This is a genomic window from Streptomyces sp. NPDC030799 (assembly GCF_055572255.1).
The window spans coordinates 245,220-261,204 of sequence record NZ_JBVIDS010000008.1 but is presented as its reverse complement, the minus strand read 5'-3'; the positions used below and the strand labels follow the sequence as shown (position 1 = coordinate 261,204).

General features: G+C 70.1%; 12 protein-coding genes. 4 read left to right on the top strand and 8 right to left on the bottom strand.

The genetic code is table 11. The features are described 5' to 3' along the window. Positions 1–33 precede the first annotated feature (33 nt). From ACZ41I_RS21840 to ACZ41I_RS21810, 7 genes are all read right to left on the bottom strand, one after another. Positions 34–750 (bottom strand): ABC transporter ATP-binding protein, encoded by a 717-nt coding sequence (locus ACZ41I_RS21840; protein WP_363213620.1) that lies wholly within the window; start codon positions 748–750, stop codon positions 34–36. Further along, positions 747–1,703 (bottom strand): ABC transporter ATP-binding protein, encoded by a 957-nt coding sequence (locus ACZ41I_RS21835; protein ID WP_468514842.1) that lies wholly within the window; start codon positions 1,701–1,703, stop codon positions 747–749. Before ACZ41I_RS21835 ends, ACZ41I_RS21840 begins: the two co-directional genes overlap by 4 nt. A gap of 6 nt (positions 1,704–1,709) precedes the next feature. Beyond that, the gene (locus tag ACZ41I_RS21830; protein WP_468514908.1) at positions 1,710–3,494 is read right to left on the bottom strand and encodes a branched-chain amino acid ABC transporter permease; all 1,785 of its coding nucleotides are present in this window, start codon (positions 3,492–3,494) and stop codon (positions 1,710–1,712) included. A gap of 5 nt (positions 3,495–3,499) precedes the next feature. Further along, positions 3,500–4,438, bottom strand: coding sequence for a branched-chain amino acid ABC transporter permease (locus ACZ41I_RS21825; RefSeq protein WP_363213622.1), 939 nt, complete (start codon positions 4,436–4,438; stop codon positions 3,500–3,502). A gap of 108 nt (positions 4,439–4,546) precedes the next feature. Next, positions 4,547–5,755, bottom strand: a complete 1,209-nt coding sequence (locus tag ACZ41I_RS21820) for a branched-chain amino acid ABC transporter substrate-binding protein (protein WP_468514907.1) — start codon at positions 5,753–5,755, stop codon at positions 4,547–4,549. 537 nt (positions 5,756–6,292) lie between these two features. Continuing rightward, positions 6,293–6,784 (bottom strand): hotdog fold thioesterase, encoded by a 492-nt coding sequence (locus ACZ41I_RS21815; protein WP_363213624.1) that lies wholly within the window; start codon positions 6,782–6,784, stop codon positions 6,293–6,295. Positions 6,785–6,832: 48 nt separating this feature from the next. Then, positions 6,833–9,145, bottom strand: coding sequence for an FdhF/YdeP family oxidoreductase (locus ACZ41I_RS21810; protein ID WP_468514841.1), 2,313 nt, complete (start codon positions 9,143–9,145; stop codon positions 6,833–6,835). A gap of 200 nt (positions 9,146–9,345) precedes the next feature. On the opposite strand from ACZ41I_RS21810, the gene polA reads away from it, so the two are divergent. Both polA and ACZ41I_RS21800 read left to right on the top strand, forming a co-directional pair. Then, positions 9,346–12,072, top strand: coding sequence for a DNA polymerase I (polA, locus tag ACZ41I_RS21805; RefSeq protein ID WP_468514840.1), 2,727 nt, complete (start codon positions 9,346–9,348; stop codon positions 12,070–12,072). Positions 12,073–12,418: 346 nt separating this feature from the next. After that, a complete protein-coding gene (locus ACZ41I_RS21800) occupies positions 12,419–12,829 on the top strand; it encodes a hypothetical protein (protein ID WP_468514839.1) in 411 nt (136 codons plus the stop codon). On the opposite strand, the gene ACZ41I_RS21795 is transcribed toward ACZ41I_RS21800, so the two are convergent. Beyond that, positions 12,747–13,607 (bottom strand): DUF4184 family protein, encoded by an 861-nt coding sequence (locus tag ACZ41I_RS21795; protein WP_468514838.1) that lies wholly within the window; start codon positions 13,605–13,607, stop codon positions 12,747–12,749. The two genes, ACZ41I_RS21800 and ACZ41I_RS21795, sit on opposite strands and share 83 nt — an antisense overlap. Before the next feature lie 316 nt (positions 13,608–13,923). Here ACZ41I_RS21795 and ACZ41I_RS21790 point away from each other — a divergent pair, with 316 nt between their 5' ends. Together ACZ41I_RS21790 and ACZ41I_RS21785 are read left to right on the top strand one after the other, a co-directional pair. Then, positions 13,924–15,675 (top strand): lytic transglycosylase domain-containing protein, encoded by a 1,752-nt coding sequence (locus ACZ41I_RS21790; RefSeq protein ID WP_468514837.1) that lies wholly within the window; start codon positions 13,924–13,926, stop codon positions 15,673–15,675. A gap of 158 nt (positions 15,676–15,833) precedes the next feature. After that, on the top strand, positions 15,834–15,968 hold the full coding sequence (locus tag ACZ41I_RS21785; RefSeq protein ID WP_363213631.1) for an SPW_0924 family protein: 135 nt from the start codon (positions 15,834–15,836) through the stop codon (positions 15,966–15,968). Positions 15,969–15,985 lie beyond the last annotated feature (17 nt).

Genomic DNA, 15,985 nt, shown 5'->3' with positions numbered 1-15,985 from the left:
GGGTGTCGTTTGGATCATCCCGGCGTCGCGGGCCTAGTCCTCGCCCAGGTACGCCTTGCGGACCGACTCGTCGTGCAGCAGATCCTGGCCCGTGCCGGACAGGACGATGTTGCCGACCTCCATGACATGACCCTGATCGGCGAGTGAGAGCGCCGCCTGGGCGTTCTGTTCGACCAGCAGGATCGTCGTGCCCTGCGACTTCAGCTCGGAGATCGTCGCCATGATCTTCTGCATCATGATCGGCGACAGACCCATGGACGGCTCGTCCAGCATCAGCAGCTTGGGCTGGGACATCAGGGCGCGCCCCATGGCCAGCATCTGCTGCTCACCGCCGGAGAGGGTGCCGGCGGCCTGCTTGCGCCGCTCCCCGAGGATCGGGAAGAGGTCGTAGGCGCGCTGGATGTCCTTCTCGATGCCCTCCTTGTCCTTGCGGAGGAAGGCGCCGAGCTGGAGGTTCTCGGCGATGGACAGGCGGGGGAAGATGTGCCGGCCCTCGGGGGAGTGGGCGAGCCCCAGGGCGACGATCTTGTGCGCCGGTACGCCGGTGAGCGGCTTGCCGTCGAACACGATCTTCCCGGACGTGGGCTTGAGCAGCCCCGAGAGCGTGCGCAGGGTCGTCGTCTTGCCGGCGCCGTTGGTGCCGATGAGGGTGACGACCTGGCCGGCCTCGACGCTGAACGAGATGCCCTTGACGGCCTCGATCTTGCCGTAGGCGACCCTGAGGTCCTCGACCTCCAGCAGTGCGGTCACTGGGCCTCTCCCTTGGTGGTGCTGGTGCTCTCCGCGTCGGCGGCCCCGTCGGACTCCGCGTCGGATTCGTCTGCCGGACCGGCGTCGGACTCCGCGTCGGACTCCTCTGCCGGACCGGCGTCGGATCCGGCCTCGGCGGCGGCCTCGGCGGCCTCGACCTCTGTGGCCTCCGCCTCCCCGGGGTCGCCCTCGAAGGGTTCGCCCAGGTAGGCGGCGACGACGCGCTCGTCGGCCTGGACGACCTCGGAGGTGCCCTCGACGAGCTTCTCGCCCTGGACGAGCACGGCGACCCGGTCGCACAGGTTGAAGATGAACCGCATGTCGTGCTCGATGACGAGGACGGCGACGCCCTTGTCCCGGATGGCGAAGACCAGTTCCTCCGTCGTCCGGGTCTCCTGCGGGTTCATGCCGGCCGTCGGCTCGTCGAGCAGCAGCAGGCCCGGCTCGCTCGCCAGTGCCCGCGCGATCTCCAGCTTGCGCTGCTCGCCGTAGGGCAGGTTGCGGGCGAGGTGGTCGCGCTTGGCGTCGAGGCCGACGAACTCCAGGAGTTCCATGGCCTTCGCCTCGGACTCCTTCTCGGCCTTGCGGAACCCGGGGCCGCGCAGCAGCGCCGACCACAGGCCCTCCTTGGTCCGCGTGTGGCGGCCCACGAGGACGTTCTCCAGCACGGTCATGTTCGCGAAGAGCCGGATGTTCTGGAAGGTGCGGGCGATGCCCGCCTGCGTCACCAGGTGCGGCTTGGGCGGCAGCACCTTGCCCTGGTAGGCGACCGTGCCCTCGGTGGGGACGTACAGACCGGTGAGGCAGTTGAAGAAGGTGGTCTTGCCGGCGCCGTTCGGGCCGATGAGGCCGACGATCTCGCCGCTGTTGACCGTGAAGTCGACGGACCGGACGGCGGTCAGACCGCCGAAGCGCATCGTGACGTCACGGGCTTCGAGTACAGGTGTCGTCATGGTTCCTTACGCCCCTGCCTTGGTGACGGCCGGATCGTCGGTCAGCGTCGCTTGCGCCGGTACGTCGAGCTGGCCGGTCTCGTGGAACTCCAGCTGGCGGCGGCGGTTGGCGATGATGCCCTCCGGGCGGAAGCGCATCAGCAGGATCAGCGCGATGCCGAAGGTGAACAGCTCGTAGTTCTGCAGGAACTGGAGCTTCTCCGGGACCAGGTAGAGGACGCTCGCGCCGAGCAGCGGGCCGCTGACGGTGCCCATGCCGCCGAGGACGACGGCGGCCAGGAGGAAGGCCGAGTTGGGCGGGGCGGCGCCGGCGAACTGGTAGGGCTGCGGGTTCACGCTGAAGTTGACGTGTGCCATCACGGTGCCGGCGAGGCCCGCGAGGGAGGCACCGAGGGCGAAGGCGATCAGCTTGACGCGGAAGCCGTTGATGCCCATGGCCGTGGCGGCGGTCTCGTCCTCGCGGATGGCGATCCAGGAGCGGCCGATGCGGGAGTCGGCGGCGCGGGTGAAGACGAGCACGACGATCGCCGTGACGACGAGCATCAGGAGCAGGTAGTTGGCGAACCGGCCCAGGGTGAATCCCCCGATGTCGTGCGCCTCGCCCAGGTTGAAGCCGAAGATGTTCAGATCCGGGATCTGGGTGATGCCGTTGGGGCCGCGGGTGATGTTCGGCCCGGAGTCGCCGTCGAGGTTGTTGACGGTGATACGGAAGATCTCACCGAAGCCGAGCGTGACGATGGCCAGGTAGTCGCCCCGCAACCGCAGGGTCGGCGCGCCGATCAGCACACCGAAGACCAGGGAGGCGGCCATGCCGGTGAGGGCTGCGGCCCAGAACGGGAAGTGCACACCGGAGAACCGGGAGTACTCCGAGCCGGAGACCAGGGCGGCCGCGTAGGCGCCGACACCGAGGAACGCGACGTAACCGAGGTCGAGCAGACCGGTGAGGCCGACGACGATGTTCAGACCGAGGGCGACGGTGGCGAAGATCAGGATGTTCACGCCGACGTTGGCGTTGTGGTCGTCGCTCTGGGTGAAGGGGAAGACCACTGCGGCGACGAAGGCGAGGGTCGCGGCGAAGCCCTTGTGCTGTGCCGAGATCGTCGCGTAGCGGTCGACGAGACCGGTGTGGACGAGACCCCAGGTGGCGAAGGCGACGAGGAGCATGAAGCCGATGAAGGTCTCGCTCGCGTCGTTGTCGATGCCGATGCCGTAGGTGAAGGTCACCAGGGCGATCCCGACGCCGGCGGTGATGATCCCGCGCCCGGCGAGCGGGGACACCGTGCCGGGGCGCGGCTGCTGCGGCTTGGTGACGTAGCCGCGGAGGCCGGTGCCCGGAGCCGGGTGGGGCAGGGCGAGGGCGCCGACGACGGGCAGCGCGGAGGCCGCCATCGCGACAAAGGCGCCGGGGTCGAGGTTGACCAGACCGCCGAGGTCGACGGCGATGGCGATGCCGGTGAACCAGCAGACGGAGAACGCCGACAGGGCCGTCAGCAGCACGGGGGAGGCCGCGTTCGCCGGGTTCAGCCAGCGCAGCCCCTTGACGTTCCACAGAGTGAGCCCGAACAGCAGGGTGAGGGCGCCGGCCACGAGGGCAAGGGTCTGCAGGCCCGCCGGGTATCCGTAGTAGGTCAGGTCGCCGGGGAATTCGGGCGTCCAGGTCCAGCTGAGGAAGGTGCTGGCGATGGTGCCCACGGCGCCGACGGCGATCAGCAGACGCGCGACGGCGAGGGGCAGCGGGACGAGCCCGTGCCCGGCAGCCTCGGCCGGGGTCTGGGTGGTGATGTCGGTCATGCTGCTCACGCCCTGTCCGCGACGCGTTCGCCGAGCAGGCCCTGTGGCCTGAAGAGGAGTACGAGGATGAGGAGGACGAAGGCCCACACGGCGGCCCAGCCGCCGCCGCCGAGCTGCTGCATGCCGGGGATGTCGGCGATGTAGGCGGTGGCCATGGCCTCCGCGATGCCGAGGACGATGCCGCCGAGCATGGCGCCGTAGATGTTGCCGATGCCGCCGAGGACGGCCGCGGTGAACGCCTTCAGACCGGCGATGAAGCCCATGTCGTAGGAGACGGAACCGTACTTGAGGCCGTACGAGACACCGGCGACGGCCGCGAAGAAGCCGCCGATGGCGAAGGCGATGACGATGATGCGGTTGGTGTCGATGCCCATCAGCTGGGCGGTGTCCGGGTCCTGGGCGGTGGCCTGCATGGCGCGGCCGGTGCGGGAGAGCCGGACGAAGAAGGCGAGGACCGCCATGCACACCGGGGCAGCGATGATCAGGAAGACGTCACCGCTCTGCACGGTCACGGAGCCGAGGTGCAGCGGGCCGAACGGCAACTGCGGGAAGACCCGGGCGGACTTGGCGTCGCCGTCGATGTTGTACCAGTTGAAGACCGCCTGCTGCAGCGCGAGCGACAGACCGATCGCGGTGATCAGCGGGGCGAGGCGTGGCGCGCCGCGCAGCGGACGGTAGGCGAAACGCTCGGCGCCGACGGCGATGAGTACGGCGACCAGTGCACCGCCGATCAGCATCGCCGGCAGGGCTATCCACATGGATATGCCGTCCGGCAGGACGAGGTAGACCGTGAGGGCGCCGAAACCTCCGGTCATGAAGATCTCGCCGTGGGCGAAGTTGATGAGCTGGACGATGCCGTACACCATCGTGTAGCCGATGGCGATCAGCCCGTACATCGAGCCGAGGAACAGCCCGTTGGCCAGCTGCTGCGGCAAGGTGTTCACCGCATGGCCTCCATGTGGGTGGGGAGAGTCAAGGGGGGTAGAAGGCGGGCCGCGCGGTGACGGTGGTCTGCGCCGCGCGGCCCTGGTGAGGCGGTGTGCTCGGGTGGGTTACTTCGGGTTGGCCGTGCCGCTCTTGACGGACTTCCACTCACCCTTGGTGACCTGGTAGACGGTCAGCTGCTTGTTCGTGGTGTCGCCGTACTCGTCGAACGAGATCTTGCCGGAGATGCCGTCGAAGGAGGTCTTCTGGACGGCGTCGACGACCTGGCTGCGGGCGTCGGACGGAATCTTGCCGTCCTTCACGACCTGGCCGACGGCCTTGATGATCGCGGTGGTGGCGTCGTAGGAGTACGAGCCGTAAGTGCCGTAGTCACCGGGGTACTTCTTGGCCTTGTAGGTGGCCACGAAGTCCTTGGCGGCGGGCAGGGTGTCGACCGGGACACCGATGGAGGTCACCAGGTCGCCCTCGGCGGCCTTGCCGGCGGTCTTGATGTAGGTCGGGGTGAACATGCCGTCGCCGCCGAACAGCGGGATCTTGGCGCCGGCGTCCTTGAGCTGCTTGGTCAGCACCTCGGACTCGTCGTACTGGCCGCCGTAGTACAGAATGTCGGCGCCCGAGTTCTTGATCTTGGTGACCAGCGTGGAGAAGTCGCGGTCACCGGTGTTGACGTGGTCGGTGCCGATGATCTTTCCGCCCTGCTTGACGAACTGCTCCTTGAAGATCTTGGAGAGGCCCGCGCCGTAGGTCTGCTTGTCGTCGACGACGAACGCCTTCTTCTTGTGAATGCCGTTGTAGGCGTAGTCCGCCGCGTAGGCACCCTGCAGTGCGTCGGTGGTCGCGGTGCGGAAGTAGGTCTTGAACGGGCGGGACTTGCTGGTCTGCCAGTTCTTGCCCTGGGTCAGCTCGACTCCCGTGTTGGACGGGGAGATCTCCACCAGGTTGGCGGTGGCGAAGACCTGCTGCATCTGCGTGGCCACACCGGAGTTGAGCGGGCCGACGACGCCGAGGACGCTCTTGTCCTGGACGAGCTGGGTGGCGTTCTGCTGGCCGGTGGCGGGGATCGCCTTGTCGTCCAGCGGCTTGATCTTGAAGGTGACGCCGGGGACGGTCTTGTTCTTGTTGGCGTCGTCGACGGCGATCTGGGCGCCGTACTGAATACCCAGACCCGTCGCGGAGTTCTGGCCGGTCAGCGGGGCGTCGACGCCGATCGTGACCGTCACGTTGCCGCCGTCGCCGCCCTTGTTGTCCTTGTCGCGGGAGCCACACGCGGTGAGAGTCAGAGCTCCGGTGGTCAGCACGGAGGTAAGAATCACCAGAGAACGCTGTCGCACAATCGATCCTTTCCGCAGGCACATTCCACCCCCGGAACAAGGGGAGCGGTGGGTGCCGCGCCGGTACCGAACTCCCGATGGAGCGGTGACTGGCGGTGACTCTAAGCGTGTGTAGGGAACGTGGAGGAGAGCTTGACCAAGGCTGTGACGCTCTTGTTATGACACGGGGTAATGCAGAGCGGTACAGCGTGGGGTGGAAAACAGGAATTCAGGCCGATTCACCCCGTCCGCATTCTGAGAACCCGCAGGACCCACCATGATCAGTTCAGGTGTCTCAGGCGATTTGCTAATGACGCATCACTGTTGCTGCAGGCGACTTCCGGGGGCCCCGAGGGGCGTTGTCCACACCGGGAGGCGGGAGTGAATGCACAAATGTATATTGCACGCGTATTACGGAGAGTTACGCGGGGGAAAAGAAGACGAGGCTTCCGGGCGGACTCGTGGGCCGTCGGCTGATCTGCCGTCAAGTCTTCGAGGGGTACGGCGGCTTGGCGGGGCCGCGTGGGCCCCGCCGAGTCGACGTCAGGCGCCCGCGCCCCGGACGCGCGCCGCGTCGTCCTTGTTCACGTCCCGCAACAGGCAGGTCAGCCGGGCACTGCACACCCGGCGGCCCTCCTCGTCGCTGATCACGATCTCGTACGTCGCCGTCGAACGGCCCCGGTGCACCGGCGTGGCCACACCCGTCACCAGGCCTGAACGGACCCCGCGGTGGTGCGTGCAGTTCAGGTCCACTCCCACCGCGATCTTCGAGTGGCCGCCGTGCAGCATCGAGCCGACCGAACCCAGGGTCTCCGCCAGCACCGCGGAGGCGCCGCCGTGCAGCAGGCCGTACGGCTGGGTGTTGCCCTCCACCGGCATGGTCCCGACGACCTTGTCCGGCGATGCCTCCAGGATCTGCACACCCATGCGCGTGCCGAGGTGCCCGGCCGAGAACAGGGCGGGCAGGTCGACACCGAGCGCCGCGTACTCGTCGATGATCTCCTGCGGGAACTTCACTCGCTGCTGCTCGCCCATGGGCCCGGCTCCGTTCTTGGTCCAGCTGACTCCTGGCTGAGCAAACGCTCAGTCGGTCGCCGATTGTTCCAGACGGCCGTCCGTGGCCCCGGTGTGACGTTCGAGACGTACGACCACGGACTTGCTGGCCGGAGTGTTGCTCGTGTCGGCGGTGGCGTCGAGCGGGACCAGGACGTTCGTCTCGGGGTAGTACGCCGCGGCGCAGCCCCGGGTCGTCGGGTAGTGCACGACCCGGAAACCGGGCGCCCGCCGCTCCACGCCGTCCTTCCACTCGCCGACCAGGTCCACGTACGACCCCTCGGCGAATCCCAGCGACCGCGCGTCCTCGGGATGCACCAGCACCACCCGGCGCCCGCCCGTGATGCCCCGGTACCGGTCGTCCAGGCCGTAGATCGTGGTGTTGTACTGGTCGTGCGAGCGCAGTGTCTGCAACAGCAGCCGCCCCTCGGGCAGTTCGGGATACTCCACCCGCGCCGCCGTGAAGTTCGCCTTGCCCGTGGCGGTCGGGAAACGGCGCTCGTCGCGCGGGGCGTGCGGCAGCGTGAAGCCGCCCGGCCGGGCCACGCGCGCGTTGAAGTCCTGGAAACCGGGGACCACGCGCGCGATGCGGTCCCGGATCGTCGCGTAGTCCTTCTCGAACTCCTCCCACGGCACGACGCTGTCCGCGCCGAGCACCCGGCGTGCGAGGCCGCAGATGATCGCCGGTTCCGACCTCAGCTGCGGGCCCGCCAGCGCCAGCCGCCCGCGCGAGGCGTGCACCATGCCCATCGAGTCCTCGACGGTCACGAACTGCTCGCCGCTCGCCTGCAGGTCCCGCTCGGTGCGGCCCAGCGTGGGCAGGATCAGCGCCCGCGCGCCCGTGACGACGTGCGAGCGGTTCAGCTTGGTCGACACATGCACGGTCAGCCGCGCGCGGCGCATCGCGGCCTCGGTCACCTCGGTGTCGGGGGAGGCGGAGACGAAGTTGCCGCCCATGGCGAAGAACACCTTCGCCTCGCCGTCGCGCAGCGCGCGGATGGCCCGTACGACGTCGAAGCCGTGCTCGCGCGGCGGCGCGAACCCGAACTCCTTCTCCAGCGCGTCCAGGAAGGCCGGCGCGGGACGCTCGAAGATGCCCATCGTGCGGTCGCCCTGCACGTTCGAGTGGCCGCGCACCGGGCACACGCCCGCGCCCGGCCGGCCGATGTTGCCGCGCAGCAGCAGGAAGTTGACCACCTCGCGGATGGTCGGGACGGCGTGCTTGTGCTGGGTGAGGCCCATGGCCCAGCAGACGATGGTCCGCTGCGAGGCGAGCGCCATGCCGAGGGCCTGCTCGATCTCTTCCCGGGTGAGGCCGGTCGCCTTCAGCGTCTCGTCCCAGTCGGCGGCCCGGGCCGCGTCTGCGAACTCCTCGAAGCCATGGGTGTGTTCGCGGACGAACTCCTCGTCGACCGCGCCGTCCGTCTCCAGGATGAGCTTGTTGAGGAGCCGGAAGAGCGCCTGGTCGCCCCCGATGCGGATCTGCAGGAACAGATCCGTGAGCGAGGCGCCCCTGAGCATGCCCTTCGGGGTCTGCGGGTTCTTGAACCGCTCCAGGCCCGCCTCGGGCAGCGGATTGACGCTGATGATCTTCGCGCCGTTCGCCTTGGCCTTCTCCAGCGCCGAGAGCATGCGCGGGTGGTTCGTGCCCGGGTTCTGCCCGGCGACGATGATCAGGTCGGCCTTGTACAGGTCCTCGAGCAGGACGCTGCCCTTGCCGATGCCGATGGTCTCGCTGAGCGCCGACCCGGACGACTCGTGGCACATGTTGGAGCAGTCCGGCAGGTTGTTCGTGCCCAGCTCGCGTGCGAAGAGCTGGTACAGGAACGCGGCCTCGTTGCTGGTACGGCCCGAGGTGTAGAAGACGGCCTCGTCGGGGGAGGAGAGCGCGGCGATCTCCTCGGCGACGATGTCGAAGGCGCGCTCCCAGCCGACCGGCTCGTAGTGCGTGCCGCCCTCGGGCAGATACATGGGGTGCGTGAGCCGCCCCTGCTGACCCAGCCAGTAACCGCTCCGCGTCGCCAGGTCGGCCACGGAGTGCGCGGCGAAGAACTCCGGGGTGACCCGGCGCAGGGTGGCCTCCTCGGCCACCGCCTTCGCGCCGTTCTCGCAGAACTCCGCCTTGTGCCGGTGGTCCGGCTCCGGCCAGGCGCAGCCAGGGCAGTCGAACCCGTCCTTCTGGTTCACCCGCAGCAAGGTCAGCGCCGTGCGCCGCACGCCCATCTGCTGCTGGGCGATGCGCAGCGTGTGCCCGATGGCGGGCAGCCCCGCGGCCGCGTGCTTCGGCCCCGTGACCTGCGGAGCGTCCTGAACCGGATCACCCTTCGGCGGCTTCGTCGCCATCGCACGCTCCTCTTCGACTGCGCGGTCCGAGTACGCAGACGATCCTCCCACGCGCCACCGACAACGGTGCCGCCCCCTGCCCGCCCCGGCCGCCCTCCCTCCGTCCGTCCGTCGCTCGCTCGTCGATCGCTGTGCCGGTGCTCACAGCCACCAGCCGGACGCGACCCGGACTGTCAGTGCGGCGTGGCAGGATCGGGGACGTGGCAGAGACAGCATCGAAGAAGACCGACAAGACCCCCGGCGGCCCCCGTCCCCGGCTGATGCTCATGGACGGGCACTCCCTCGCTTACCGCGCGTTCTTCGCGCTGCCCGCGGAGAACTTCACGACCGCGACCGGCCAGCCGACGAACGCGATCTACGGCTTCGCGTCGATGCTGGCCAACACCCTGCGTGACGAGGAGCCCACGCACTTCGCCGTGGCCTTCGACGTCTCCCGCAAGACCTGGCGCTCCGAGCGGTTCACCGAGTACAAGGCGAACCGCTCCAAGACCCCGGACGAGTTCAAGGGCCAGGTCGAGCTGATCGGCGAACTGCTCGACGCGATGCACGCCCCGCGCTTCGCCGTCGACGGCTTCGAGGCGGACGACATCATCGCCACCCTCGCCACCCAGGCCGAGGCCGAGGGCTTCGAGGTGCTGATCGTCACCGGCGACCGTGACTCCTTCCAGCTGGTCACCGACAACATCACGGTGCTCTATCCGACGAAGGGCGTCTCGGAGCTGACCCGGTTCACCCCGGAGAAGGTGTTCGAGAAGTACGGCCTGACACCGGCCCAGTACCCGGACTTCGCGGCCCTGCGCGGCGACCCGTCCGACAACCTCCCCGGCATTCCCGGCGTCGGCGAGAAGACCGCCGCGAAGTGGATCAACCAGTTCGGCTCGTTCGCGCAGCTGGTCGAGCGCGTCGACGAGGTCAAGGGCAAGGCCGGGCAGAACCTCCGCGACCACCTGGAATCGGTCAAGCTCAACCGCGTCCTGACCGAGCTGGAGCGCCAGGTCGAGCTGACCAGGTCGGTCGCCGACCTGGAGCGGGCCGCGTACGACCGCAAGGCCGTCGCGATGGTCCTGGACACCCTGGAGATCCGCAACCCGTCCCTGCGCGAGCGCCTCTTCGCCGTCGATCCCGGCACCGAGGAGGCCGAGGTCACGCCGATCGCCACCGACGGCGTGGAGCTGGACGGCACGATCCTGCACACCGGCGAGCTGACCGGCTGGCTCGCCGAGCACGGCGCCGAGACCCTGGGCGTCGCCACCGTCGACACCTGGGCGCTGGGCACCGGCTCGGTGGCCGAGGTCGCCCTGGCCGCGGCCGGGGGAGCGGCGGCCTGGTTCGACCCGGCGGAGCTGGACGAGGCCGACGAGAACGCGTTCGCGGCCTGGCTGGCCGACGCCGCCCGCCCCAAGGTGTTCCACGACGCCAAGGGCGCCATGCGCGTCTTCGCCGAGCACGGCTGGTCCGTCGACGGTGTGACCATGGACACCGCGCTCGCCGCCTACCTCGTCAAGCCGGGCCGTCGCTCCTTCGACCTGGACGCGCTGTCCTTGGAGTACCTGCACCGCGAGCTGGCGCCCGCCGCCGCGGCCGACGGCCAGCTGGCCTTCGGCACCGACGAGGGCGCCGAGGCCGAGGCGCTGATGATCCAGGCCCGCGCGGTCCTCGACCTCGGTGCCGCCTTCCGGACCCGCCTCGAAGAGGTCGGCGCGGCGGAACTGCTGCGCGACATGGAGCTGCCGACGTCCGCCCTGCTCGCCCGCATGGAGCGGCACGGCATCGCGGCCGACCGGGCGCACCTCGAAGCGATGGAGCAGATGTTCGCGGGCGCGGTGCAGCAGGCCGTGAAGGAGGCGCACGCCGCCGCCGGCCACGAGTTCAACCTGGGCTCGCCCAAGCAGCTCCAGCAGGTCCTCTTCGAGGAGCTGGCCCTGCCGAAGACCAAGAAGACCAAGACCGGCTACACCACCGACGCCGACGCCCTGGCCTGGCTCGCCACCCAGACCGACAACGAGCTGCCGGTGATCATGCTCCGCCACCGCGAGCAGGCGAAGCTGCGGGTCACGGTCGAGGGCCTGATCAAGACCGTCGCGGGTGACGGCCGTATCCACACCACCTTCAACCAGACGGTGGCCGCGACCGGCCGGCTGTCCTCCACGGACCCGAACCTGCAGAACATCCCGGTCCGCACGGACGAGGGCCGGGCCATCCGCCGCGGCTTCGTCGTGGGCGAGGGCTTCGAGTCCCTGATGACCGCCGACTACAGCCAGATCGAGCTGCGCGTGATGGCCCACCTCTCCGAGGACGAGGGCCTGATCCAGGCGTTCACCTCCGGCGAGGACCTGCACACCACCGCCGCCTCCCAGGTCTTCGGCGTCGAGCCCGGCGCGGTGGACGCGGAGATGCGCCGCAAGATCAAGGCGATGTCGTACGGCCTGGCCTACGGCCTGTCCGCCTTCGGCCTCTCCCAGCAGCTGAACATCGAGGCGGCGGAGGCACGCGCCCTGATGGACGCGTACTTCGAGCGCTTCGGCGGCGTCCGGGACTACCTCCGCCGGGCGGTCGACGAGGCACGGGCGACGGGCTACACGGCGACGCTCTTCGGCCGCCGCCGTTACCTGCCGGACCTCAACAGCGACAACCGCCAGCGCCGCGAGGCGGCCGAGCGCATGGCCCTGAACGCGCCCATCCAGGGCACGGCGGCCGATATCGTCAAGATCGCCATGCTCAAGGTGGACAGCGCACTGCGGGCAGCGGACCTGAAGTCCCGCATGCTCCTCCAGGTCCACGACGAAATCGTCCTGGAGATCGCCCCCGGCGAGCGGGCCGCCGCGGAGGAGATCGTCCGCCGCGAAATGGCGAACGCCGTCCAGCTGCACGCTCCCCTGGACGTCTCGGTGGGCGTGGGCCCGGACTGGGAGTCGGCAGCCCACTAGCCGCCGGCGCCTCGGTGGAAGGGGGCGTCGCAGCCGCCCTGACCTGCAACGCCCCCTCCACAGCAGCGGTACCGGCAACAGCACGACGAGGACACGAGGACCGCGCCAACCACCACGGCCGCCGCCGACAAGCGCGCCGCCGACAGCTTTTTCGCCGCCGCAGCGGCGCTCAGCCCCCGGCGCACACCGGCGGTGCCGGATGCGCCGTAACCCGCGACTCCCGCCCACCCCACCTGCGCAGTGACCCGGCGCCCACGCAAATCCGGCCGAACCCCCGGAGGGAACCGTCACTCACGTGGCCCCCGCCAAAACGCCCCCCACCCCCCACAGCCGCAAAACTGCGGGCATGGGTATACGCATGCTTCACCGCCGGACGCCCGAGGCAGACACCCGGGCCTGGGCGGACACCGCCTCGGCGCAGGCCATGCCCGCCTCGCCGGTCCCGGCCCTCGCGGCCGACGCAAGCACCGCCCGCATCCCCGCCGACCTGGCCGCGACGGTCCGCAGAGCCGCCACGCACCTGCGGCACGGACTCGCCGGTCTGACCGCCCACGCGGGCCACGCTCCGGACTGGCGCCAGTGGGCCGACCTCGCCCGCGGCTACCTCGCCCTCGCGCTCACCGCGGTCCCGAGATCGCGTCCCCGGCCCACCCTCACGGTCTTCGTCGCGTCCCTCACCGAGCGACCGGCTTCGTCCGGCCCGCACCGACCACCCCACCGGGGCCGTCCGGAACCGGGCCCGGACGCCACACCCTGACGCCGACGGCGTACAGCACCAGCCCCAGGACCAGCCCGGCGCCCACCCCGAAGCACAGGGTGGGCACCAGCTCCCACGGCCGCTCCGGCGTGCCCCTGGACGACCACCAGCGCGCGGCCCGCTGTACCGCCCCGGCCACCGCACAGCCGCCGATCACCGCGCCGGCCCACCACCGGTCCCGCCTGCACAGCACGGGCACCCCCACCGGCTCTCCGGCCGGAGCCCGCCGGAGGGCACGCACGGCGAACACCGCAATGACGAGCGCGCCCGCCACGGACGAGCCGTACTGCAGCCACGAGTACAGCGGCATGCCCGCCGGGCCGCCCCGCCCGACGGCCGGTATCAGTCGCGTCCCCCACCGCCCGTGATGCGTGAACGCGTCCCACACCACATGGGTCAGCGCGCCCAGCACGGCGGAGCCGTACCACCGCCCCACCGACACGGCCCGTACCCGCGCGCGTGGCGCACCGCAGCGCAGCAGCACGGCCGGCCGCCCCTGCCTGCTGCGGGGCAGCAGTGCGAGCAACGGTTCTCGGACGAGCAGCCACAGCCCCACCAGCGTCCAGGAGATGAGTACATCGACCGTGCCGACCCCGGCGAACGAGTGTGTGACGGCGCCGAATTCCATGGCACCCGGAAGGACACTCGCCCCATAGAAGGTCATGTCGGGCGCGAAGGACCCCGCGACGAGCACCGCCGGCACCAGCGGCCCACGGCCGGTCCCGTCCCGGCGGACCGCGGGCAGGACGGCGGCGGCATGACTGAGCGTGAACGGCAACAGAGCCCCCTGGAGCGGTCGTCGGCCACGGCGCCGGACCGATGATCAAGTCCGTCCAGTATGCGGGACACCCGTCCGGAGCCGGAGGCGCCGACGGCAGTTGGCCAACCGGTGAAAACGGGCCAGAACGGTTCCCGGCCCCAAGAAAGTTGCCGTAGGGTCACCTGCGTCCCCTGCCGGGCGCTCGGGGTCGAACACACGTCACAGAGACTCAAGGGCGACACAGGGCAACCAGATCACCGGGTCAACCGTCACACCAGAGCAGACGCAGATAGACGGAGACGGACGCAGGGCGTCCACAGGAGGGGTTCACTCGATGGCGGCGCATTTCGGAAGGCGGCTGCGCAAGGGAGCGGCGACCACCGCCGTGGCCGCGGCAGCGGTCGCGGCTCTGTCCGCGTCCCAGGCTCCGGGAGCGACCGGCGAGGACCACGGCAGACAGACCACGGCCGGCGCCTCCGCCCCCGTGCCCGACACGTCCTCCGACGACAACGCCACCGGCAACTCCCCGTACTACACGGACCTGCCGCCGCTCAACAGCCCCAATCCCAGCCCCTCGCCGACCGCCGGCACTCCCGTGGCCCGGGGTGACGCCGAGGCCGGTATCCCGGCGACGGTCCTCGACGCCTACAAGAAGGCCGAGGCCGAACTGCGCTCCTCCAAGCCCGGCTGCAATCTGCCCTGGCAACTGCTCGCCGCCATCGGCAAGGTGGAGTCGGGCCAGGCCCGCGGCGGCCGGGTCGACGCGGACGGCACCACGCTCGGCCGGATCCTGGGCCCGGCCCTCGACGGCAACGGCTTCGCGCTCATCAAGGACACCGACCACGGCGCGTACGACGGCAACAGCGTGTACGACCAGGCCGTCGGCCCCATGCAGTTCATCCCGTCGACCTGGGCCTGGGCCGGCCGCGACGGCAACGGCGACGGCAGGAAAGACCCCAACAACGTCTACGACGCCGCCCTCGCCGCCGGCCACTACCTGTGCCGCAGCGGGTGGGACCTCTCGGACGAGCGAGACCTGCACCAGGCGATCCTCAGCTACAACAACTCGCAGGACTATCTGAACCTGGTCCTCAACTGGCTGGAGTACTACCGCAAGGGCACCCACTCCGTGCCCGACGGCACCGGCGGTCTGCCCGCCCACCGCAGCGACGACGACATCCCGCGCGCCCAGCCCCGGAAGCACTCCAACCCGCCGAGGACCAAGCCTCGGCACAAGCCGGATCCCAAGCCGGACCCCAAGCCCAGCACGCCCGGCAACGGGCACGACAGCCCGAACCCGAACCCCAAGCCGCCGAAGCCGCCCGTCCCGCCGACGACCCCGCCGACCCCCACCGACACGGTGGACCACCTGGAGGACGCGGGCACCGCCAAGCTCACCGCGATGGCCGGCCACTCCTTCACCGAGCGGATCGGCACCCGCGCCGAGACCAAGGCCGACAAGTCCGTCGCCAAGGTCAGGGTCCGGTTCACGATCAGCGGAGACACCGACGCCACCTTCACCGGCGGCGAGACCGTGGCCACGGTCACCACCGACGCCAAGGGCGTCGCCCTCGCCCCGGCGCTGGAGGCGGGAGAGAAGACCGGCGACTTCAAGGTCACGGCCACCGTCGTGGGCCGCAAGGTCAAGGGCGTCGACTACCCGGCCACCGTCACCGAGCGCGCCGCCGACACCCTGGCCCGCACCAGCGACACCCCGCTGACCTGCACCCCGGACGGCGAGTTCGCCGACCAGGTCCAGGTGAAGGCGACGTACAAGGGCGCCGTCGCGGACAAGGTCGCGGCCACCGCCACCCTGATCACGTCCGACAAGGACACCACCGAGAACGACAAGGGCCCCTACTTCAAGGACGCCGACGGCAAGCCCGTACGCACCCTCACCGGCCTCCAGACCGACGCCAAGGGCCTGCTGACCCTGCCGAAGCTGTACGCGGACGACACCACCGGCACCTTCCTGCTCCGCATCACCACCCCCGGCGGCGGCACCCTCACCGTCGAGCTGAAGGTCGCCGCCGACGACACCTCGGCGAGCCCGTCCCCGTCCCCGAGCCCGTCGGCCTCCTCCTGACCCGCAGCGACCCGGGCGCCCTCTCCGCACCGGCGGGGAGGGCGCACCCGTTCATGGGTGCACCCCTGTTCTCATCTCGCCCGCCCGTTGCTACGGTGCCGGACCTGACGATCCATCAGCAAGCTGCCGGGACACAGACCGTCCGCCGGGAGGTCCGTATGCGCGCCCTGATCGCCGCCGCGACCGGTCTCGCCCTCGCGCTCGCCGTCGTCCTCACCATCAGCGCGACGGGCGCGCCGTCGGGCCGGACGTCGCCCGAGCCGCTGCTGACGACGGTGCCCTCGCATCCGTAGCCGCGCCCCTCCGGGAG